The sequence below is a fragment of the Bradyrhizobium manausense genome (assembly GCF_001440035.1).
GTDB lineage: Bacteria > Pseudomonadota > Alphaproteobacteria > Rhizobiales > Xanthobacteraceae > Bradyrhizobium > Bradyrhizobium manausense.
Window position 1 is genome coordinate 1 of record NZ_LJYG01000032.1, and the last position, 22,154, is coordinate 22,154.

A 22,154-nucleotide genomic window follows, 5' to 3' on the forward strand; every position below is an offset into this window, starting at 1 on the left:
TTCACGCTCACGCCCGCGGTGCTGTATCCCGCCGCCACAGCTGTCTTACCATAGGCATAGGCGCCGCCGTAGACCGGGTTCTCAATGATCCGGTGGATGGCAGAGTAGTTTGGTCGCCGCCAGGCCGTGTCGCCGTTGGTCTGCTTCACCGGCAGATCGAGATTGTACTCGTGGAGCCAGCAGAGCGCCTGTCGCGCGCTTCCCAGTTCCTCGACCTTGTCGAACACCAGCTTGATCGCTTCCTGGACACGCCGATCCGGGTCTTTCTCATAACGGTCGCCGGCCTTCACGAAGCCGACGGGCGCTGTCACAACCAGCTCGCCCCGGCGCGCCTTCTCGTATCGGGCCGAGAGCGAGCGCTGGCGCAACAGATCCAGCTCGTACTCGTTGAGGCTGCCCTTGAGCCCGAGCAGCAGGCGGTCGTTGCCGTGCCTTGGCGCATAGATGGTCTCTTGATCGACCAGAACGGTATCGACCACGCGGCACATCTCGATGAGTTGCTGCCAATCCCGGCTGTTGCGGGCGAAGCGCGAGACCTCGCGGGCGCCAACCGCACCAACCTTGCCAAGGCAAACCTCCGCCACCATTCGCTCGAATCCGGCGCGTTGTATGCCGCCGGCGGCTGAACGACCGAGATCATCATCGATCACCTCAATTTCTAACCACCCGAGTGCCGTCAGCCGGTCTCGCATGGCGTATTGCAGCGCGCTGCTCTCGCGATTGTGCAACACCTGATGGGCCGAAGACTGGCGCACGTAAAGAATCGCCTTGCGCTCCAGATGATGAGGCCTGACCTTGTCAGAGATCATGATCGACCTCCTTCGCGCGTGGCGTCGCTGTTATCGCAGCATGGTCGAGGATCAACTGCGTCATCAGGCTCGTGAGCGCTGCCCGCGCTTCTGCTGGCAGATCCAGCCATGTGGGCGCGCCGATGGCGCCGTTCGACAGGCCACTCCCGAACAGATCCATCTGATGCTGCGGCCGCGGTTGTCGATTGTGTCGGTATCCGCTCCCTGGCACTGCCGTCTGCCGTGACATGAGTCTCTCCCGGATTCTGGTCGTGAGAGGCTCTGGATGCGCCAGAAAGCAGGGCAGCTGATGGCGTTCGATCCTTCAACGCCAGATCGAGAAGCGCAGAGAGCGCCGCAAGTGCGTCAACGCTGACAAACGGCTGAGCCGTCAAAGGCTCAGCGTCAGGGCATGCTGCCCGATCGAACATCCATGCCGGAACCTCCAACCATCGATCCGCTTGCGATCCATCAAGAGAGCAGCGGAAAGCGACATCATCAGCCTTCTCGACGCTTCCATGAACGCAAACTCGGCGACCAAACCAGGGATGATGTCGATAAAGAACCTCGCGAAGAACGGTCCTGTGGGCGTTCTTGAGCTTTGTTGTATAACGAAGAGCGGCCCCATGGGGCGATCGGCAACAGACCGCCGATTTTGCTGCAAACCCACCTTGGCGCATCCAGCCCGCCAACGTGACAGAGGCGCAAAACTCTAGGTCTGGGTGGTCCAAACTTCGGTCTCGCTCCAGAGTCAGGCCGGACTCTAACTCCTTCTGGAGGAAATACTCAGTGGCAGGTCACAACTCTTAAACCATGCAACATGGTCTCGCCGCGCTTTCTAACTTCCTCATCGCGGCTTGAAAGGGTGCCAAGTTTTTGTCCTTACATTGCGAATTGGGAGCGCCCATTGGCCGTGCGGCGGTTAGCTCTGAGACGGTATTGGAGTGCCCGCCGATCCGCGACGAGGTTGTCGAGGTTTAGCAGCTCTGGCCGTTGCCCTTGCGACAATTGGCTAACCAGCTCTCGCGTGCCGTCCACCACGTAGACGCCGCAATCGCAACTGTTCTGCTGCTGAGCCATTCGGGATTGCTCCAGGCGAGCATGCAGCACTTCTGCGAGCTTTGCTGCATAGGTGTGATTGCGTCCTCCGGCGGAGTCGTAGTGATAGGCAACCGGCCCTTCCGGCGCGCCGCGATCAAGGAGCAGCAAGGACCAATGGCGGCCGCCATTCTCCTCATCGTCATTTACTGGCATAAACACGAAGCGGGCGGTATCGTTGCCATTCTGGTCATTGACGATTCCCTGCAGGTTTTCCAGGAGGACGTCCTCGTTCAGGGTCCTTCGCAGCAGATGGGCTGTCGCGGGCTCCACGAATCGAGACCGGGCCGCCAGATCCGGATTGTCCCTCTGCAACTCCTGCACCAGGAGTGCGTAATCCGCCCGGATATGCTCATCGCCCAACCATTCCAGGTCCTCGAGCACGCGCCCGCTGGAGCCGTAGATCGAGGCTGTCGGATCCCAAGTTCCGGCCGGAGCACCGGAGGGCGGCGTGCGCGGAAGGGCATAGTGAGCATCGTCACGCAGCTCGTGCGGTATGGACGGCGATTGAGCCGCAATAGGCAAAGATGGCGCGGTTTCCCAAGCCTGCCAAAGACTCCAATCAAGGTCAAACGGCATCTGTGGCGACCAGGTTGAGCTGGACCTGGATTCCGACCGTCGAACTTGTTCTACCTCCTGTGTCTGCTCAAAGGTGGTCCTCTCGTACGGCCGGCTTTCTTCCTCTATCTCCCCAAGCAGATCCTGATCGTCACCTTCCGGGGGAAGCTCCTCTGGCCAATTGTGCTCCGGAGCGACGCTCTCAACGTCTCTCAAGCGGACTGTGATCCATGCTATTCCGCCCTCGGACTGGGAGTTCCGGAGACGATCTAGAGCCGTAGGAAGGGCCCGCTTCTTCCGACCTTTTTCGAATTCCGCTGCATCGTTGTCTATCGACTCTTCGTTGAGCCGAGCAGCGAGTCCCGACTTGTTGTTTGCAAATAGCCACTGGCTGAATCTGCGAAGAGGACGAACATATTGGGTCTTGGCCGTGTTCGCCTCATACCCCGCGTCGATGAGCACGGGCTCGAGTCCTGCAATAAGAGACGCGTCCGCAACGTAAAAAGGAGCGGGAATGCGTTTGCTCGCTCCATTCCGGAGATGAGCCACCGCTGCGTTGATAGCTCTGTAACCTCCGGCCTCTTTATATAGCCTGGCATCTTGATCCAGTTCATTGAGCGACGGGTCGTTAAGTTGGGCATCAATGCCGTGCTTGTTGTTTCGGCGAAGGTAGCGACTGAACTCGCTGAGCATGGACGCATAGATGTTAGCCGTACCTGAAGTACCCTCAGTCGCAGCTTTCATTTTGTACTTCTTGATGAGATCCGCATCGCCGGGATAGAGAGAATCGTCAACCGCTCCTGCGTTGGGCATAACTGCCCCGGCCGACTGCCAGATCGTGTCGAGACGTTGCGGACTTAATATCCTCTGCCTCTTCGCTGCTGTGAACTCCACCGTTCTCTGCTCATAATTGATGAGCACCTCCTCACCTGGTGGGAGATTGTTGATGTCAAGTCCATGCAGCAGCTCACCTGACGCCTGCTGGTGCTCACGGTCCCAGTTCAAGGCGTGAAAAGCCCCGCTGGGATCGGGCGCGTGACGCTCATGGGCCGATGGCTCGAGAGACATCTGATGATTACTCTCCCAAGCGAGCTCCTCTGGCCAGCTGAAGGCTTCCTCGGGAACATCCTGATCGTCCTCCCCCGGGGGGAGCTCCTCGGGCCAACTGAAAGGCCCATGCGAGGCGCTGGGCTGCGCTGCGGACTTCCCCGTCCCCTTAACTCGCTGTGCGATTGGAGCAATTCCGCGGGTCGACTTGAACTCCCGAAGATGAGCTAATGCTATACCGATGAAGCGATCACCGGACTTCTCGGCATCCTGATCCAGCGATTTGTCCTCAAGCCGAACGTTGATGGCCGGCTTCTCGCTGAGCAAGAGCCAATGGCTTAGCCTGCGAAGAGCACGTACATTGGCATCTGCGGTACTCTCCCGGTAATTTGCCAGAACCATTGCTTCCTTAAGCCCTGAGATGAAAGACGCATCCTCAGGATGAATTGGGCGCGTGCTAGGCCCCAAGTCAGCAAGGGGTCCGCGACGAGAACGTCCCTTCGACCGGGTGGGGAACTCGATCCGCTCGCCTGCAGCATGCGATTGGGTGGAGTATTCGTACGCGCTTACATGCATCGTGGGTCGCACCTCAGGCAATGCTGCATCCACGTCGTGCGCGGAGGCCTGCGGCACACGCCCGTCTAAGTTATCGCTCTCGCTGAGCTGGTGCTCACTGGGAAGGCCTTGCGAATTCTTCAAAGCACCCAGTCTCTCCGCTGGTCTCACCTCCGGGGTGTCTTGCTCATTGTTGATGAGGACTTCCTCGCTTGGAGAGAGATTGCTCCAACCCATCAGCTCGTCCAGAAGGTGATTGTTGTCGCGGGGCCCGTTGAAAGGACCCAAGGACTCGTCACCGTCAGCCGCGGCGCCAGGTTGCTCAGCCGGCCCCTCGAGTTCGATTGCTCGGGCGCCTGCCGCCGATTCTCGTAAGTGAGACAGAGCAGCACGGATCTTCAGATTACTGCCGGGCTCGTTCCTATAGCTCGTGACATCTTCATCCAACGACTTATTAAAAAGCCGAGCAGCAAATCCCGGTTTGTTGCCCTTGCGAAGGTACTCACTGAAGCTACTAAGAGCGGTTGCGTATTTGTTCGCAGTTTTGCGGTTCGTGGTGACGGTTGCTTTGTATTCTTTAATAAGGGCCGCATCATCATCGTAGGGATTCCAGTCAGCGCGGCTTGCGATCGGCTTGCTTCTGCTTTCCAACTTGGATACCCGGAGATGACCTAATGCCGTAAGGATGGACCGGTTCTTAGTCTTGTCGAATGCCTTGGTATCTTCATCCAGCGACTCGTGGTTAAGCCGAGCAGCAATTTCCGGCTTGTTGTTTTTAAGGAGCCAACGCCCCAATCTGAGAAGAGCATTGACATTGTCCCTGATGCTGCGGGGTTTGAAGCCGCGTTTGATGAGCGCTGGTCTTAGTTCTTCGATAAGGTACGCGTCCCGGGAATAAAGAGGATCTCCGATCAGACCTGCGAAAGCCCAAGGCGACTGGCCCGGCTGCAGCGCGGAAGCCCCGGGCATCGTCCCACGGCGTTCCTGCGACGCGCGGGTGTATTCATGCGCGCTCGCCTGCATGATGGGCTGGGTCGCCGGTGGTGACGCAGTGAGCTGCGCGGTTGGCTCAAGCGTCGACGACGCTTCGTCCATCATCTCCCAAGACAAATTCTGATCGTGCCCCCCCGTAGGAAGGACCGCCGCCCCGCTGACAGCTCCCAGCGATGCGCTGTGCTGTGTAGCATCATCTCCAGCGAATCTCGGCTGTGTCACGACCGCACGTTCAGGTCGGGAGGGAAGCTGGCGCTCAAGCCCCATCGTTAGGGCGGCCGCCGGCGATTTTAGGAAATGAGCGAGTGCGGTACGGATCTTCCGTTTACCGCCGGAGTCTTTATAGCCCTCGACATCCTTATCTAGTTCATGCAGCGACCGGTTGGCGAGCCGAGCAGCAATGCCCGCCTTGATTTTGTTCCGCAGATAGTTACTGAAGTCGGCCAGAAGGGTTGCGTAGCTCTTGGCGGTATCTTGAGTGATCCCTTGCGCAGGCGCTGCTTTGTATTGATTGATGAGCACCGCATCATCGGGATAAGGATTCAGAACAGTGCGTTTCACGCGCGGCGGCGCTACTTCCGTCGACCGAGGAGCCCTGAGAAGAGCTAAGGCCGTAACGACGGACGATGAACCATAGCTCCTCTCGAACTCTTCGACATCCTGGCTGAGTGAGTCGTCGTGCAACCGAGCAGCAATGCCGGGCCTGCTGTTTGCAAAGAGCCAACGAGCCAAGCTGAGAAGATGCTCTCCATTGGACCCAACGATGGTCTCCTCAAGCCCCACGATAAGGGATGCGTCATCGGAATAAAGAGGGCGCATGCTGCCATCGACGTAAACCCCAGTTGACTCGCGCGGCTGCAGCACCGAGGCGCCCAACATCGCTCCACCGTCTCCACGATGAGACGCTGGAGTGTCTTCTGGCGCACTCCCTGGCATGATGAGCGGCGTCTGCTCTGGCGATGCTCCGTCTTGCGAGGTTGTCTCGGGAGACGACGAGGGGCTGGCTTCGTCCGTCGTGCCCGAAGCTAGATCCCCATCGTGCCCTTCCGCACGAAGGACCTCTGGCCACTGGATGGCTAGCTCCGATGCGCTGTGCTGCGCAGCGACGCCCCCAACGGATGGCGACTCCATCAGGATCGCGTCTTTCAAAGGAGCTGGCAGCACCTGACGCTCGAGTTCTATCGCTTGGGCGCCCGCTCGGGACTTTCGGAGACGCGCCAGTGCGGACCCGATCTGCGGGTCACGAACGGGCCCTTTCTTGTAGGCGCGGATATCTTCGTCTAGCGATTTATCGGAAAGCCGACCCGTAATGCTGCGTTTTTTCTTTTCACGCAGGTAGGCGCTGAACCTGCTAAGAGCAGTTGAATAGTTCCGGGCGGTAGATGTCCGTTCTTCGTTTTTGTACTCCTTGATGAGAGCTGCGTCCTCGGGATAAGGAGTCAACTCGGCGAGGCCAGCGATCGGCACGACTCCGCCCGATAACTCGGCGGTGCGGAGATGGTCTAGCGCCTTGTGAACCTTTTTGGTACCACCCTTGCCTATGAACTCGGCGACATCAGCAGCCAGCGACTCGTCATCAAGCCGGGAAGCAATAGCCTCCTTCTTATTTTCAAAGAGCCAACGGTCCAAAGTAAGAAGATTACTTACATTGTTCCCTGCGGTGCGTTTCGCAGCTCCCCCTTTTATGAGAGCTGGCTCAAGTCTCAAGATAATAAGAGCATCCTGGGGGTAAACGGGGCGCTTGCTACCACCTGCCAAAACTCCAGTTGACTGACTCCGCTCCAGCGCCGAGGCGGCCTCCATCGCTCCACCGCCTGCACTCTGCAATGCTGGCGCGCCTTCTGGCCCGCTCCCTTGCATGATGGGCTGAGCCTCCGATGGCGATGCGCCGAGCTGATGAATGGGCGACGGCATCAGCGCCCGGCTGCCTGAATTGCCGATCTCGCTCAGCTGCTGCTCAAAGGCCGCCGCGGACGGAGCCGGTGAGTTCTCTTGCGGCTCCGCACTGCCCGATTGTTGACGCATCCAGTTGGTTGATGGGAACTCCACTCGTTCTCACTTTCGGATTATAGGCCAATTTGAAGCCTGGGGTCGGTTGTGATTTGTCACGGAATGAGCCGACTGCATCGGAGCCGAGCAAAAATTAGCGTGAACGCCCCAACATGCCACGCGCTCCAGCGTTCTTGCATTGCGATCGCAGCAATGATTTCGTCCTAGAGACTGCTATGATCGATAGCTGTCGGGAACCTGACGACAACGCTCCTCCGAGTTCTGCGCAGGATGACGTGCGTACGTCGGACATAGGAGGCGAGCGTCAGGTCGTGCCCGGCCTGTGCCGTAGGTGCGGCCGCCGAGCTTCGGAACCATTTGCTTGAGCCGATCATAGAGCTTGAAGAGCACAGAAACGCAGCGGCAGCGCCGGACATGTTACCAGCCCCTGTTTTTGAAGAACCGATGTCCCGGACCCATTACAGGCGAATATATTGGACCGCCGGCACCTGAAGACGTTGGCTCCCCCGGTCGTTAAGCAAGCGCCGTTCCGATCCTTAGACGAATTGGGACGCGCTCAAAGAGCGACGGCATGTGGGAAATCTCTAGCCGTTTGGTTTGCCAACGACGATCTCGTCTGGTTTAATTCCCGACACCTGGTCTGAAGCGCAACGCGCGAGCACAAAAAGCCGAACTCTGACGCTTGGTCCTCGTGGTCCCACCGATACCTTCGTACTCGGCTCGTTTGCGGCGCAGCCCCGTCACAGAGCGAGCATGACGAGACGGTCCTGATCCGCCGACCGAGCCCCGATCGAGCACTGACTTAAGGCTTACGGACGAGCAGGGTCGGGATCAGATGGCCCTGGCGGATAGCACGCAATTCTGAACGCGGATCGGCCCGACTGGAGAGCCACACGACGCCGCTCCTAACGACCTGCTCGCAATCGGGTTGACAAGCACTCTCTCTCGCATCATCGCGATTCGAAAGTGCTACGACAGCAACGGCGGTACACTGACCTCGGCCGTACAAGGCGGCCTAGCCTTGTTGTGCGATTGCCACTGCCGAGCTCGCGCAATGAGCGCCGCATTCGTCAAGCTTTTATCAAGCCAATGCCACGCGGTCTTCTGCCCTACAGCTCCCCGTGAACCTGCTCGACACACAGCCTGGCCGAGGCCGCAACCCCTGCCATTCTAGGTAGTTTTCCGCACCGGACATCTGGTTTGCATCGTTGTCTGTTTTACCCGGCGCTATTTTTTTTGGACGTAATCGTTTGACCTAGTGCCAAGTCTGACTTTTTTGGGCCGCCATTTGGCGGCCTTTCTTTCGGGCAATACGTAAGTCGACCGCATTTGCATTGTGGTACATACCGCCCATTACGCTTGAACTCATTCTTGCGAGCTCGGGCAAGCCGACGATCGGGTACAGACTGGTTTTGCCCCGCCCCAAAAGAAGCGAAGAGAACGGCACGTTGTGCCAAATGCACTCAATTCTGCGAACAGGCTAGTTGCGCACCGCCGTCGACATGAAGAACTTTGTGGGGACGGACACGCCGGGTCGGACAGCCGCACTCCGTTTTGTCTCACGGCTCGACTCTTTTCAGGGAATGTATGAATCGCTTAGCTCCGACCATACCTACGTATAAGTCAGCATACTCTCGTATGTGCGCGCGGTTCGAATGATGATTCCTGGGTATCATTTATGTTCCGTTTGTCGAGCCGCCCGAGCAACAGATATGTCTTGTATCGACGCGCCGACTGCGGAAAACGAAGTACTTATTCTTGGCCGAACGTCGATTTGATCGCATTCCAAGCGTTTTCGTGTCCTCCACTTCGGCAAGCGTGTGCGCGTGTGTCAGCATGTCATACGCCGACAGGCCGTTTCTCTCTGAAAGAGAGTTTTAATCGAGAATCGATATAGCCACTTGCATTAGGGTCATTCGCAGTCGGGGCGCCGATGTGGCACAATCGAATATCTAATCTCGCGCTGGTGTTGTCTGTTCCGGCTGCAACCGTGGCTGCCAATACAGACGTATTGTCAATTCACTTCTGGAGCGGGCTGCTCGTTGGTGGATTAATGCTGGTTTTTTCGTTCGCGACATCGAAGCGAACAAAGGCCGCAGAACCAACTTTGGACGATAGGATGGCTATCAATGCGTTTGAGTCGCTTAAAGACGGCATCGTAGTTTTCGACGCCGACAGCTGCGTCCTGAGCAACGATGCAGCAGCTCATATACTTGGCTTTTCTAATAGACAAGAAATGAGAGGGCTGGCACTTGCCTCGCTTTCGCTTGATCCGCAGCCGAACGGCAAGAGCGTTGCGCAGATGTTCGAAGAGACCAATAAAGCGGTAATGGAAGCAGGCCATGTCGCAATCGAGTGGTGGCTTCGCCGCAAAGATCAGACTTCCATTCCGGTCAGAACAAGTCTTGTTGTTTCCAACTTCGAAGGCCGCCCGATGGTCGTGAGCGGTTGGCAGGACATAACTGATCTGGTCCGCATGCGCGAGGAGAGGTTGAGCCTTGCGAACAATTTCGAGAACGACGTCTCGCGGGTTGTCGATGTTGTGGCGAACTCCATAAGGAACATGCAAACAGTCTCGTCGACAATTAGATCGTCGACAGACAATGTTTGCCTTCGGACTGAGGGCATGACCGGGATCGTGAAAAAGACCGAGGAAAACTCGAGCGCCGTTGCGTCAGCTGCCCAAGAATTCTCCGCTTCAATCTCTGAGATCAGGAGGCAGGTCTCGACAGCGGCGAACATTTCGCAATCTGCACGGGATAAGACGGCGCACGCTGAAGCAACACTCAACGAGCTCGTTGCGTCGGTTACGAAGATCAGCAGCGTCGTCCAACTCATCGAGGGAATAGCATCACAGACCAATTTGCTGGCGCTCAACGCGACGATTGAGGCCGCGCGAGCTGGGGAAGCGGGCAGAGGTTTTGCAGTGGTGGCAAGCGAAGTAAAGAATCTTGCGGCCCAGGCCGCAAAGGCGACGAGCGAGGTTGATGCTCAGATTCTTGCAATTCGTGAAAGGACGGGATTGACGACTGCGGCGATGGCTGACATCGCTGGGATCATAGACAAGATGCGCGAAATATCGAGGAGCATATCGGCTGAGATAGAAGCGCAATCGATTGTCACAAATGACATCTCGAAGCGCATCACACTCATTAGTTCGGATATGGGCGAGGCATCTCGAGATATTGACCGACTGAATGATGCATCGCGCGCCTCTGGCTCGTCGGCCGGCCAGGTCGTTGATAACGTCCAAGAGCTGAGCACGAATCTTGGTTCGTTGGAGGGACAGGTCAATGACTTCTTGATCAAAATACGGGCGTAGTGCGGTGGCGGGATGCATGACGCCGCCGCGATCGGAAAGCAGTTTGCTGTCAGGCCGCAATGTTCTGATCCCGCAAATCGGCCGCAATCCAAAAGGGTTGCGGGGCGCGCATCTGGTTAGGTTTCAGGCCGGCGAAGAAAATCGGCGTCCATTGGCAATGGGCTGAGAAGATTTCGTTCGTTGTCAGTGCCGACAAGATCGTCCGCAGTGCGATGGGCTAACGAAACTTTGGAGAGTGGATAAAGCGGATGCTCCAGTCCATTCATCGTCAAAGATATCAGGTGCGTATTCGAAGGGTCGATATTCGTAAGCGGGCCAGCCGAGCGGGTCATCAACGCACAACGGCTGATGGGCTGTCCGGCGGCATCTGAGAACAGACCACCAAGTTCGTGGTCGTGATGGCGCCAGGTAGGTCTTTGCCTTCGCTGCCGCGTGTCCATCTGGCCGCCGCCCAAGTGATACCGAGGCGCTACCGCTGGCGGCAAGGGTGCCCGCCTCTGCCGCGGCTTTTTCCGACGCTTCGCACATCGTCGAAATGAAAGCGACTTCCTCAATCTTCTCGAAGAAGGCGCATCTCACGTTTGACGGCGGATCGGATCGGGAGAGTTTGAGGGAAAGGCAGAAATTGCGACCTTGCAATCGGGACTTTATAAACTAAGGCCGCGCTCCCTGAGCACCCTGTGCATTACCTCCGTTTTGATCTCGCGAGCAATCTCATTGCGAATTCCCGGTCCGAGCTGCCGCTCCGCATCGTGCAGCCAGGGCGTGGATGAGGATGCTGGGTCGTCGCCGGTCAGGTGATAGTCGGCGAGCCGTTGCTGCAAGCGAGTTCGAAACTCATCGTCCATCGCATCGACGAGCCGCTCCTGCATCGCTGCATCCTCTTGGGGTGCGATGCGCCTCACCACGCTTTCCCAAGGTTGCCAGCGCGTAGCCAGATAGCCCGCGAAGCCCGTCGCCTCTTGCCTGCGGACCGACATCTCGGCGCTGGCAATGTCGTCCTCGGTGACGTGGGAGACGTTCAAGAAGCGCATATCCGGAGCGATGTGCCGCAGTTCCAGCGGCTCTCGCAGCTGGGTCTGGTATGCAAGATAGACTTCTATCTCGTCGATATCGGCCTCCGGGTCGGCGCGGCGAAGCGAATTGACCGTCTCGCGCGCGATCTCGTTTAGCGCCTCCAAGCGGAACATGACACGGCCATGTTGGAGCAGTTCGTCAAGGCGTCCGTCGTACGCGCCGTCCTGAACGTCAGCGTTCAGGCGCGCAGTCCGCATGCCGTTCCAGGTCAAAGTAATGCGGTCCTCGCAACTCTCGCTCGCTGCAAAAGCCAGCTGAAAAAACTGCTCGCGCAATTGCGGCCTGGCCGCCGCCTGCTGCAGATCGTCGACCACCGCTTGTCGGAAGGAGTCGTTTCTAGAGTTCACAGTGCCCCGTAGCCTGTCGAGAAAACGAGCATAATCCTGGGCACCCGGCTCTTGGGCGAAGCCCTGCCAGGCAACCACCGCATCCGCCTGCCCCTCAAGCCAATCCGCGACGACCTCATGCAGGGGCCGCGGCTCAACCTCCAGCACTCCCTCGGCCATTGAGAAAAAGATCTGCGGGCCAGCATAGTCCCCCGAATGCATGGTTGTCGCGAGGTTGGTCTGCACCGCCCCGGGCAGCGGATTATTCTCGAGGTCAACGCTGGAGTCGCGACCCAGCTGCGTCATCAAGGTCGCGGGCACGCTGGTAATCTGGTTATTGCTGGCGCCGAGCCATAGGAGGTCTGGCGGCACCGACGCGGGCAGACTGCTCAGCTGGTTGTTGTTAGCACTGAGCCATTCGAGCCCGGCCGGGAGCTCGGGCAGATTGGCCAGTTGATTGTAGTCGACGTTCAGACGCTCGAGCTCGGCTGGAAGGTCGGGCAGGCTGGTTAGCCGATTGCCGCTGGCGTCCAACTCTCGAAGGTCTGCCGGAAGGATCGGCAGATTCGTCAGCTGGTTGTTGGTGACGTTCAAGCGGCGGAGCCCACGCGGTAAATTTGCAGGCATGCTGGTCAATCCGTTACTGATCGCGTAGAGCCGCCGCAGCGCGGCTGGAAGCTCGGGCAGACTGGCCAGCCGATTATTGCTAGCGTAGAGCCGCTGGAGACCGACCGGAAGGTTATCGGTCACGCTAGTCAGCTGATTATTATCGACATTCAGGCGACGCAGCCCGGCCGGCAGGGGGACGGGCAATGCAGTCAGGGACAGGGACGACAGATCCAGCGTCTCGTTGAGATCACCCTCCTGCTGCCAAGCCCTCGTCCGACTGACCGCCTGTTGCCGATCCTCATCCGCGTGCCGCGCCTCTTCGGCAGCCCAGCTCGCCAGGACCTGATCCTGCGATGAGGCTGGATTCGTCGCGCCCGGCAGCGCATCCGTCAAGGCTTCACCCCACTGCGCCGCAGCCGGGGAGCCTGGTTCTGAATTTTCAGAATCGGAAGCCTCGGAAGAAGTGCCAGCACCAAGCTGGGCCCGCTCTAAATTCATCGATGCCGTTCTTCGGTACTAAATTAGGGAATACGCCGGAGCGTGAATCTTGAAGCTCATTCGCCGGCCGAGCACTTGCAGCAAGACGCAAAAGCAGGTCCGCACAAATCCCGGCTTTCGAATGGGTTGATTGATCCGAGTTGACCAAGCCGGACCTCAGTCCAGTTCGATATGTTCTCCTCCTAAAAGGGATACCTGTCGACAAGCTGACGAGCCTTGTTCCTTGTCGAACTCGGGTCTGCATAACCCTGTTGGTGGTACGGGCGTTCCAGACTGTAAAGCGCTTCAGGAACGGAACTGCCAGTGCTTCCTCGCCACTCTCTGTAGCTCGCTGCTTTTCAACATTTGGCACCAAGCGGTCAGCATAGACCACTGTCGTACCACGCTCGCCCTTGCGCACATGGCCGCCGAGCGCTATCGCCTGGCGGAAGGTGAGCCAGCTCTGACCGGCGAAGCCACGCTCGAAGACCGCGCCCCAAAGTATGGTCGCGGCGTTGTTTGGTATCGCGAGCGGCGCCTCTGCCGCCGCCGTTCCCCACGGCTGCACCCAAGGCACACGGCCGGCTTCGAGCTCGGCAATGATCCTATTGGTAATTTCGTCATAAAGGCCTGCCCGGTTCTGGCCGGTCCCGTTGCGAGGATGTCGTTTTGACATCGCGTTTCTCCCAGAACGGGCGCCGGCGAGACTCTCTCGCGGCTACAAACCCGTCACGGCAGAAGGCTCCCCTCTCACTCTAGTAAGCTCTGCCAGGCAAAACGGGCTACGACGGCAGCCCCACAGAGCGAAGCTGCACGCCAGCTCAAGAATAACTTCGGCGTCCTGCAAACGACGGCGCTCGAGCTCGCGCCGAGCGTAGCAAAGAAGGTCGCAGCGGGAGCCAGCATAGCGCCGCGATTCGGCGACGTCGGATCTGCTTCGGTCCAAAACGGAGAGCATTCGCTGGAGTGACCAGATCCGAAACAAAGCAGTTCGGGCAAGCATTGATGGCCAGGATCAGAGCCGCGCGAGCCGCGAGGCGACACCTTTCGGTTGAAGAACCTGATGCCTGACTGCGCAAACTGATCTTAGCGGAGGGAAGGGTCTGGTGTTTCGATGTGCCACTGCGGTATGTCGATCTAAGCTCAATAACGACTCTTCCGCGTGAACGACGCCAGCCCAAACGGACGAGATTGTCCGACAGCGGAATCATCTTTCGACTGGAGGGCTCGCTCAATGGAAAACGGGTTGGTGGAGTTCTGGTAGACCAATAAGCTTGATTTACGAGCTTGCCGGACACCTCTGCGGAGCATACCTGTTCGCGAGGAGCAAGAAACGCACGACGAGAAGACCCGCGTAGATAATCGTCCCGATTGACAAGCCGATCCAGATACCAATTGCACCAAGCCCGATCTTCAAGCCAAGCACGTAGCTAAGAGTGAAACCGATCGGCCAATTAGCTATGCAAGCGAACAGAAGCGGGACGCGCGTGTCCCTAAGTCCGCGCAAACCGCCCGCCGCAATGTGCTGCGCGGCATCACTGATGAAGAAGCTCGCGCCGACCAAAAGGAGGTTTGCGGCCAAATCTGTCGTCGCGCCGACACCGTCAGTCGTCCCGTCCAGAAACAGGCGGGCGATTTCAAAACGCACGACGACAACCGCGATAGTCAGTATCGCAGCAGCGATCGTGCCAAGGAGTATAGCAATCAGCCCCGCTCTCTTGACACCTGGACCGTCGCCGCGACCGACGGCGTGACCGACGCGCACGGCCGCCGCCGTGCTGATGCCTAGTGGAACCACGAATAGGACCAAGTCGACCTGAAAGGCGATCTGATGGGCTGTAAGCGCTCTGATGCTGACGAGGCCCGCCAGCAGCCCGGCGGCCGAAAAAAGTCCGTATTCCAGCAAAACAATGAGCGAGATCGGAATTCCCATCGCGATCAATCGCCTCATGAACGACCAATCGAATTGCCACAGACGCGCGAGCACGTGATAGTCACGGAAGGGGAGGCGCATTGTGGCGAACCACAACACGGCCAAGAACATCGTCAAGTTCACGAAGCTGCTCGCAAGGCCGGCTCCGAAAAGCCCAAGCGGCGGCAGACCCAGCTTCCCATAGATCAGCAAATAAGCCACGAGCGCGTTGAGAGGGATGGCCCCAATCGCGATCCACAAGACCGGCTGCGGCCGGTGGACCGCAGCCATGAAGTTGCGAAAACCGTGAAACCACAGTGCCGGCACCGCGCCCCAAACTAGTCCGAACAGGTATTGCTGCGCCAGGCGCGCCATCTCGGGCGCCTGGCCCAAAGCAAGCAGTATTTGCTCTCCGTGGAGCCCGAAGGCCATGATCGGGATCGATAGCAGCAACGCCGCCCAGAGTCCCATGCGCAGCGTCCGTCGCACAGCGGCACGGTTTTTCGCCCCGAGCGCCTGCGCTGCCAGCGGCGCGATCGGGGTCAGCAAACCAATGCCAAGGGTGAACCCTATGAGGTAGATCGCGATGGCTAACGCAGCCGCAGCAAGCGGCTCCGGGCCGATGCGCCCGATCAAGGCAAGATCGGTGGCCATCATTACGACTTGACCAAACTGCGTCAGCACCATCGGCCAGGCGAGCTTCGCAAGTTCAGCAAGCTCGATGACGACCTGATGATAAGCGCTAGGTGTCGTCCGTTTGAACTGGATGGCCAGGACCATTTTTTCCGCTCGTTGATTCATACGACACCGCTGTCCGTTGTTTCCTCGGGCCCATCATCGCTGCTTTATGAAGAAGAATATCCGGTTGCCTCGGCCTCGGACCTAGCGAAACGATGCCACGTCAGATCTTGCTCAGGTCCGTTCGAGACGACACGCGTCAGCGCGATGGATTTGCAAGCTTGGTTTCTATCCGCTGCTCTCGCTGTGACGAGAGCAGCTCAGCCACCTCCACCGGCGCTCCATCTTTGTTGAAAGAAGACGCAGTTGATTGCCATTACGCAGCGATCGCCGATCACTGGTGCCGTATGGTGCGAACCGGATTGCGACATTTGCCATCGCATTGTCAAAATCGCACGCGGGCGCACAGCCGGGCTCCGTGACCTTGAGGATCTTGAAGTTGCGACCCACGCATACTGGTAGCTGGTATCACACAACGTGATCCTCGAGCGGCTGTTCTGAATAGGTCCAACTATTCAAAGCTCATGCCAATGCGAGCACCTTGAATTAGAAGCCGATCTGCCAGACTGGTCGTGTCCTGGTCCTGACAGCAGGTCGCAAATCTGACAATCAGCATCAGCGAGCTTCTCTCGATCTCTTTGGGGCAAAACGTTCATGCGTGAACGCGAACGATTGGCTCTCTTCGGTATCGATCGCTCAGATTCTTAGGTGTTCAAAGGGCGCTGCGCTATTCTCGATAGTTGATGCGTTAGTCTTCATGGGTCTGATCTTGGACCGGCTCAGTACGCAAGCGTGATGAAATTGGGATAAATCATCGTTGCCCTTTACGTCATTGCTCGAGCTGATTTCCGCTGCAAAACACCAAGTTTTTCCGAAGGAAACCCGCATCACACCCTGCGCTCACCTCGAACCCCCATGGTTCGGACCATGTTCTATTTCGCGCGTTGCAAAAGACAATATCGCGCGACTGAGAATAGGAGATCGACAACTTCGGTCATTCGGTTCTCGGCGCTGACCGGCCGGAGCTACGCCCGGCTTTCACCCCTTCGTCGAACATCCCACAGGTCTCATTGTGCTCTTGAAGCAACGAAGGAGACTTCAAGCGAGATCGCGGGTGCATACCCTTCCGTGGCTCTGTGCGGGCGCCCAGCAAAAAGCGAAGAATTTGATCTGCGACGTTACGGGCCTGGCTTGACGCATGGCGCTGCCACGCAGCCGGGAGAATGTATCGGTGCGGCCCGAGAAGACGCGCGGCAGCTCACAAGGGAGCACCGCATTGCATTCCCCGGCGTCGACGGCAATCCTTAAGCGTAACGATGCCCACGGAAGGGAAAGTCCGAACCCGGCCCGCGGAACGCAATAGGACTCTGGATCAGAACCCCTTCGGCGAGGAACACATCTTGGCGCGTGGGTTATTGAAGCCGGATGGCCGAGGCGCTAACGCGGCTCGGTTCGAGGGCGGTGCGGCGCGCGCACGAAAACGCGAAGACGTTAAGCGCCCGAAAGGTCGACTTCCTCCCTGGCCATTGTCCTAGCATCCTAAATTCTGATTTGAAGTATTGGAAAAAGCTGCTTTAGCTGCGTGCTCCTGCCAAAGCCTGTCTTTGGTCGCAAATTCGGCTTTGAATCGGCAGTCTATTTCGAGAGCATAACTGGAAGCGGGAAGTTTTGGAGCGACCATTTCATTCCTTTAACATGTTGGTCTCATCGACGACGGTTGCTTAACCTGAGTCGCTTGGACCGGGCTAGCAGTCGCGTCATTTCCTGCAAAAATCGGTGTGTAGCGCGCCACCGGCAACCTTAGGGCTCCACCCGGGGAAGGGATTGGCGCGCCCCTTTAAACCGCCGACGCAATGAGGGCTTCGGCACGCTTACGGCAGAGGCAGTCAGGCCTTCGAGCGCCCACAATACGGCCCCGGTTCGAGGGCTCTAGTCCTTTTGCTGCGAGCGAATCGCCCATATATTCCCAAAATGGGCGGTTTTGCGATCAATACTGACCCAGATAAGGGAAATAGTAGGATTCGGCCGCACAAGCCCTCTTGGCGGCCTTTCAGTGTTTTCGCTTTTAAAGGGGATGCGGCGTGACATTTCACATGAACTTGCGCGTGCAACAGGAGGATGCATCATGAGCGAGCGGTCGCAAGTATCGCAGCCGCGCACAGATGCCGATGAGCCGATCGTCTTGATCGTCGACGACGACGCTTCGATGCGCAAGGCTCTCACAAATCTGTTTGAATCGGTGGGGCTCAAGGTCAAGGCTTTTGGCTCAGCGGCGGAGATTTTGCAGGCGAAGCCGCCCGAGGTGCCGAGCTGCCTCGTGCTTGACATCCGCCTACCAGGATCGAGCGGCCTCGATCTGCAGTCCGATCTCGCCGAGGCCAAGATCGACACGCCTATTATCTTTATCACAGGTCATGGCGATATTCCCATGACCGTCCAGGCCATGAAGAGCGGTGCGGTCGACTTCCTGACCAAGCCGGTACGCGAGCAGGACCTCCTCGACGCGGTCCGGGCCGCGATCGAACGAGACCGCAAGCGGCGCGACCTCGACAAAACAGTCGTTGACCTGCGATCCCGGTTCGAAAACCTGACCCCACGCGAGCGCGATGTTCTCGCCCTGGTCACTTCCGGACTGCTGAACAAGCAGGTGGCGGGCGAGCTTGGACTGGCAGAAATTACCGTCAAAATCTACCGCGGGCAGGTCATGCGCAAAATGGGCGCGAAGTCGCTGGCCGATCTCATTAGAATGAGTGAGGGTCTCGGAATTTCTCGCCCAAAGGGGAACTTACAAACCTAAGTATACTTTCTAATCCTGCATCCCGCCTCCACTTTCCAACGTACGGCCGCAACCGCGGCGAGTAGTTTGTCAATGCCCTCTGTCATTTCCCTCATCGACGATGATCCATCCGTTCGTACCGCAACGAACAACCTCCTGGCAGCGTATGGATACTTGGTCCATACTTTTGCCTCCGCCGAGGAGTTCCTCCGCGCGCCCCAATTGAGTGAAACGTCGCGCGTCATTACTGACGTCCAAATGTCGGCCATGAGCGGAATTGACCTACTCACGCATATGCGCAGCCTCGGTCATCGTATGCCTTTCATCTTCATCACGGCCTTTCCAGACGATGCCGTGCGCTCGCAAGCGATCAAGGCTGGAGGAAGCTGCTTTCTTGCCAAACCTTTTGCCACGGCCGCGTTGATCAAGTGTTTGACGATTGCGCTATCTGGGTAAGGTGGAACTAGCGCGTGAGAGGCCCTAGCCTCCGCGGCATTCCTTCCCAAATCAGGAACGTTGCGAGTTTCCCGCCAGTCCTCTGAACGCAAGCCAAGAAAAAATAATCGGTCCAACATCTGATTAGCCTCGCTCATCGCTCCTGCCCCGGCGCAAAGACGGTCAATTCCACTCAAACCATAACATCCGGCGCCGAGGCGTCTTCCTCGCCCTGCCTTATGGGGGCAAGGTGAGGTCAGCGACCCTGCACTTTCTGCTTGCCGGCAGTAGTCCGCCCGATTCTGCCAGAGACTTTCGCCGCTTCAGCCGCAGCTTCGCATCTTTCGGCATGGACCCAAAACTGCCGCGCTCGAAGAGCCACGAATTTGGCTTCGCATCAGCGCTTTCTGGTAACCCCAAGATTCCGTCGTGCTGCTCGTGTTAGCTCCTCCAAACAGGCCTCGATTAGCCTATTGTGAGACGGAGCAAGGGTGTGCCAGCGCGAGCTCTAAGCGCCTGATCGCACCTCGCAAGAATTCGGGAAGTTGCGATGGCACGCGTGCTTTGAATCTCACACTGTGCGCCGCTCTCAGGTCGAATAAGATCGAGGGGCTGACGCGGCCCCTTCCACCGGACCGATCTGACGCAGTTTAATCGACTAACTGGACAAGATTCTATCTTATGAGAATGGCAAGAGCGCAGAAGGAGGTCAGCAGCTGACACACCAACGAATTTGTGAGAACCATTGAGTTGATCAAGTTGACCAGGTCAGACTAGCGGCAATCGAAGTTAGATAGACGCTGATCGACGTTAAGCTCCGGACCGCATCCCTCGCCTGGTTTGCCATCACGTTCTCCGTCACTTATGCTCATTGCCATGACGATGCCGCGGCCCTTTCATTCTCTTACACCGAGCAGACCACACAAGGGCACACAGCGTACAATCTGACGCAGCGTGAGGTTCAACCCACATCCGGGAGCACCCGGGTCTGAGATAGTTGCAGTAGCTGCAGCGTCGGATTATTTGCTATCTTCAAAGTCGCATCACCAATGCTCCCAGGTGATGTGGGGGGCGGAATCGGCGTTTTTTTCGATCCTGCCGTCGGTGCCGCCCCACTCTACTCTTCACGACCCGTCGTCAGGAGTGGAGTGAAACTGCGGCTGCGTCTGGTTGCGTCCCGGAGACGGATCCGCGATGGTCAGCCTCTCCGGGAAAGAGGGAAAGCGCCGTCGAGCCGTGCACTATGTACTGGCTCTGTTTTGCGTCAATTTCCCCGCGCGGGTGACTCTGCCACGAGGCCATGTTCCGTGGCACGAGACGGACACCTCCGCAGCATTCGCCGATTAGTTGGCCAAGCCATGCTGAACGGTCTGCGTGGGATCTGAAGAAAGCGTCCTTCTCGAGGGTGTCAACGTCTCAACTGAAGATGTCGCGCTTTCTGAGCGGCTGCTGCAAGAACTTATCGGCATTCACCAGCTTTTCTTAAATCCGGCTGTCACGCTCAAGTTCGTGCTGCCTTGTGCGGTCTCCCCGATGGCGCTGGAGACGGTGATACCGCTGGACAGCGTCTGCTCGGCGCCAACGCTTCGCAGCCATTTGTCGTCGGTAGTCGACATGGTTTGGCCAACGACAAAGCTCATGCCGATCCCGGTGATTGTGACTTTGGCCGAGTTATGGGTCTCGTAGTTGCGCATCACCTGCCCGAACAGCCCCGCGAAGGGTACCTGCCCCTTCTGGACCACATCGCAATCGAACTGCAATGCTAGCGAATCATGGCTCCGCAGCGGCACCCACTTGATGAGTGAGGTACCGAGCTTGCTACTCTGCTCGCCAGCATCAAAGCGCGCGCTCACTACGGTTTTATCCCAGACGAAGCCTGCGCCGGGAGCGGTGGCTGCAGCCCAGGCAATGGCGGAGGATTGCGGTGCGTTGCCGCCATTGGCGGCCTTCTCAGCCAGCAAATCCCATGTTGTGGTGGGCTCCCGCGCAACAGTCATGTCGGCTCCGATCCGAGTGTCCCAGAACGGAGAAATCGACTTTTTGACGGCGACTTCGAAGGCGCCGTTTGATTTCGTGCTGGACGACCAATTCAGACTGTCGTCAGCGGCTCCAGCTTGCGCGGCGGACGGCATCGCGGCCAATATAGACGCAAAAACGAACGCGGCAGCCCGGAGCGTCGACTTGGCTCCGTCAACTCCTGACGCGAATTCTACAATGTTGCCCGCAGTGGACTCCGCACGCGCAAGAAACGGATTTGTCATTCAGAGGTCTCATGACCAGCGTTCGCGCAGTTGCTTACAACCTGACGCCGCGATCGATTCAACCTCTTTCCATAAAGTGGTTTACATGACGATGAGAGAGATCACTCGATCGGCAGCCACGAATAAACAACGGAGTGCGCAGCTCCCCTGACGGCTGCTTTTACCGTGTAGATTACAATTTCGCCGGCTCGATACGGACAGCTTTGACGAAGCCTTGCGGCATCATGTAAGGCCGTCCATTTTCTCGTTTGGCATAACGCTTGCTTCAATAGAATAGCATCACGAAGCCGTCGCCGTGATGTAGGGGCGGGCCCAGCGTCCGTTTAAAGGGCATGGAGTCCGCCCCACTTTTTCAGTCGGACCGGCCTGGCCTGATTGAACCGCGTGTCGGGCCGCAGCCGCGCTAGGATCGCCCGTTCTGCGTCTCGGTGACGCAAGATGAAAGTACGTTGTTCTCACTTGGTTCGTCAGGAATGGCTGGCGCCTCTGACGCGACCTACAATTAAGTAGGATTCGATGAAGCTATCTCAAGCGTTTGCAGTGAGCGGCAGTTCCATCAACCGGCAAATGATCCTGCGGATCACAACGATCACGGCATGGGGATGGCTGTGCGTGCAGGCGAGTCCAATCTCGATTGGGCCGCGACCAGCACATGCCAGCGCTCCGTCCAATGGGATTCTCGCCGATCCGGCTGCGCCTGACGATCTGGATCGGAATTACAAGTCAGTTAACGCTCGGTCATTCCCGCCCGGACATTGTCACGTGACGGACCTTGAGCTCGGCGCCGTACAGTTTGGCTCACGCTACGCAGATGTTGTTTCGATATTCGGCTGTGCTGGCACTCTTGCGTCACGTAAGATTGCCGGAGATATCAAGTTTCACTTATTTGCTTGGAACGACGGGCAGGTTTTGGCGCTGTTCGCTCAGGGCCGGCTGTTGATCACAACGCTGTCTGACACATCGTGAAGGCTCTTGAACTTGTCGCAAGGCTAGAAAGCGCGAATTGCCTGCGCAAGAGTGTCGATGATCTAAACCTATGAGGATCGGAAGCGATCTCGCTGAGACAGCCTAGAGGCCCAAGCTGCCCGCCTGACCGTTCTACCGTGTGATTTGCCTAACGCTGGAGAGCGCTCGGAGCGGATGACCATCGCCGGGCCGCTTTGATTGTTTGC

12 protein-coding genes are annotated in these 22,154 nt (G+C 57.9%); 5 read left to right on the top strand and 7 right to left on the bottom strand.

The window, feature by feature from the left end; all coding sequences use genetic code 11:
* Positions 1 to 809: recombinase family protein (locus AOQ71_RS06995; protein ID WP_162268328.1), on the bottom strand; the 809-nt coding region annotated here is incomplete at its 3' end.
* On the opposite strand from AOQ71_RS06995, the gene AOQ71_RS45875 reads away from it, so the two are divergent.
* Positions 808 to 1,035, top strand: coding sequence for a hypothetical protein (locus tag AOQ71_RS45875; RefSeq protein WP_162268329.1), 228 nt, complete (start codon positions 808 to 810; stop codon positions 1,033 to 1,035). The two genes, AOQ71_RS06995 and AOQ71_RS45875, sit on opposite strands and share 2 nt — an antisense overlap.
* A 144-nt stretch (positions 1,036 to 1,179) precedes the next feature.
* Here AOQ71_RS45875 and AOQ71_RS45880 read toward each other — a convergent pair whose 3' ends face one another.
* Entirely contained in the window at positions 1,180 to 1,416 is a 237-nt protein-coding gene (locus AOQ71_RS45880) for a hypothetical protein (RefSeq protein ID WP_057743652.1), read from the bottom strand.
* Positions 1,417 to 1,670: 254 nt separating this feature from the next.
* Positions 1,671 to 7,088 (bottom strand): Ulp1 family isopeptidase, encoded by a 5,418-nt coding sequence (locus AOQ71_RS07010; protein ID WP_157083412.1) that lies wholly within the window; start codon positions 7,086 to 7,088, stop codon positions 1,671 to 1,673.
* Positions 7,089 to 8,982: 1,894 nt separating this feature from the next.
* On the opposite strand from AOQ71_RS07010, the gene AOQ71_RS07015 reads away from it, so the two are divergent.
* A complete protein-coding gene (locus AOQ71_RS07015) occupies positions 8,983 to 10,371 on the top strand; it encodes a methyl-accepting chemotaxis protein (RefSeq protein ID WP_083514015.1) in 1,389 nt (462 codons plus the stop codon).
* 647 nt (positions 10,372 to 11,018) lie between these two features.
* On the opposite strand, the gene AOQ71_RS07020 is transcribed toward AOQ71_RS07015, so the two are convergent.
* The 3 genes from AOQ71_RS07020 to AOQ71_RS07025 form a co-directional block, all read right to left on the bottom strand.
* The gene (locus AOQ71_RS07020; protein ID WP_057743661.1) at positions 11,019 to 12,881 is read right to left on the bottom strand and encodes an NEL-type E3 ubiquitin ligase domain-containing protein; all 1,863 of its coding nucleotides are present in this window, start codon (positions 12,879 to 12,881) and stop codon (positions 11,019 to 11,021) included.
* On the bottom strand, positions 12,823 to 13,536 hold the full coding sequence (locus AOQ71_RS47370) for an ArdC-like ssDNA-binding domain-containing protein (RefSeq protein ID WP_245316765.1): 714 nt from the start codon (positions 13,534 to 13,536) through the stop codon (positions 12,823 to 12,825). Before AOQ71_RS47370 ends, AOQ71_RS07020 begins: the two co-directional genes overlap by 59 nt.
* 603 nt (positions 13,537 to 14,139) lie before the next feature.
* Positions 14,140 to 15,552: an MATE family efflux transporter gene (locus tag AOQ71_RS07025; protein ID WP_057743664.1), complete on the bottom strand. Its 1,413-nt coding sequence runs from the start codon at positions 15,550 to 15,552 to the stop codon at positions 14,140 to 14,142.
* Positions 15,553 to 17,635: 2,083 nt separating this feature from the next.
* Here AOQ71_RS07025 and AOQ71_RS07030 point away from each other — a divergent pair.
* Together AOQ71_RS07030 and AOQ71_RS07035 are read left to right on the top strand one after the other, a co-directional pair.
* Entirely contained in the window at positions 17,636 to 18,307 is a 672-nt protein-coding gene (locus AOQ71_RS07030) for a response regulator transcription factor (protein WP_057743667.1), read from the top strand.
* A 72-nt stretch (positions 18,308 to 18,379) separates the two neighbouring features.
* Positions 18,380 to 18,742, top strand: a complete 363-nt coding sequence (locus AOQ71_RS07035; protein ID WP_083514017.1) for a response regulator transcription factor — start codon at positions 18,380 to 18,382, stop codon at positions 18,740 to 18,742.
* 1,448 nt (positions 18,743 to 20,190) lie between these two features.
* Here AOQ71_RS07035 and AOQ71_RS07040 read toward each other — a convergent pair.
* Positions 20,191 to 20,982, bottom strand: a complete 792-nt coding sequence (locus AOQ71_RS07040) for a hypothetical protein (RefSeq protein WP_057743674.1) — start codon at positions 20,980 to 20,982, stop codon at positions 20,191 to 20,193.
* Between the two features lie 516 nt (positions 20,983 to 21,498).
* Between AOQ71_RS07040 and AOQ71_RS44875 the strand changes: the two genes are divergently transcribed.
* Positions 21,499 to 21,948: a hypothetical protein gene (locus tag AOQ71_RS44875; RefSeq protein WP_157083414.1), complete on the top strand. Its 450-nt coding sequence runs from the start codon at positions 21,499 to 21,501 to the stop codon at positions 21,946 to 21,948.
* Positions 21,949 to 22,154 lie beyond the last annotated feature (206 nt).

Coding starts and splice junctions, on each gene's coding strand:
- AOQ71_RS45875 (WP_162268329.1), top strand. CDS start 808: ATGATCGACCTCCTTCGCGCGTGGCGTCGCTGTTATCGCAGCATGGTC.
- AOQ71_RS45880 (WP_057743652.1), bottom strand. CDS start 1,416: ATGGGGCCGCTCTTCGTTATACAACAAAGCTCAAGAACGCCCACAGGA.
- AOQ71_RS07015 (WP_083514015.1), top strand. CDS start 8,983: ATGTGGCACAATCGAATATCTAATCTCGCGCTGGTGTTGTCTGTTCCG.
- AOQ71_RS07020 (WP_057743661.1), bottom strand. CDS start 12,881: ATGAATTTAGAGCGGGCCCAGCTTGGTGCTGGCACTTCTTCCGAGGCT.
- AOQ71_RS47370 (WP_245316765.1), bottom strand. CDS start 13,536: ATGTCAAAACGACATCCTCGCAACGGGACCGGCCAGAACCGGGCAGGC.
- AOQ71_RS07025 (WP_057743664.1), bottom strand. CDS start 15,552: ATGGTCCTGGCCATCCAGTTCAAACGGACGACACCTAGCGCTTATCAT.
- AOQ71_RS07030 (WP_057743667.1), top strand. CDS start 17,636: ATGAGCGAGCGGTCGCAAGTATCGCAGCCGCGCACAGATGCCGATGAG.
- AOQ71_RS07035 (WP_083514017.1), top strand. CDS start 18,380: ATGCCCTCTGTCATTTCCCTCATCGACGATGATCCATCCGTTCGTACC.
- AOQ71_RS07040 (WP_057743674.1), bottom strand. CDS start 20,982: ATGACAAATCCGTTTCTTGCGCGTGCGGAGTCCACTGCGGGCAACATT.
- AOQ71_RS44875 (WP_157083414.1), top strand. CDS start 21,499: ATGAAGCTATCTCAAGCGTTTGCAGTGAGCGGCAGTTCCATCAACCGG.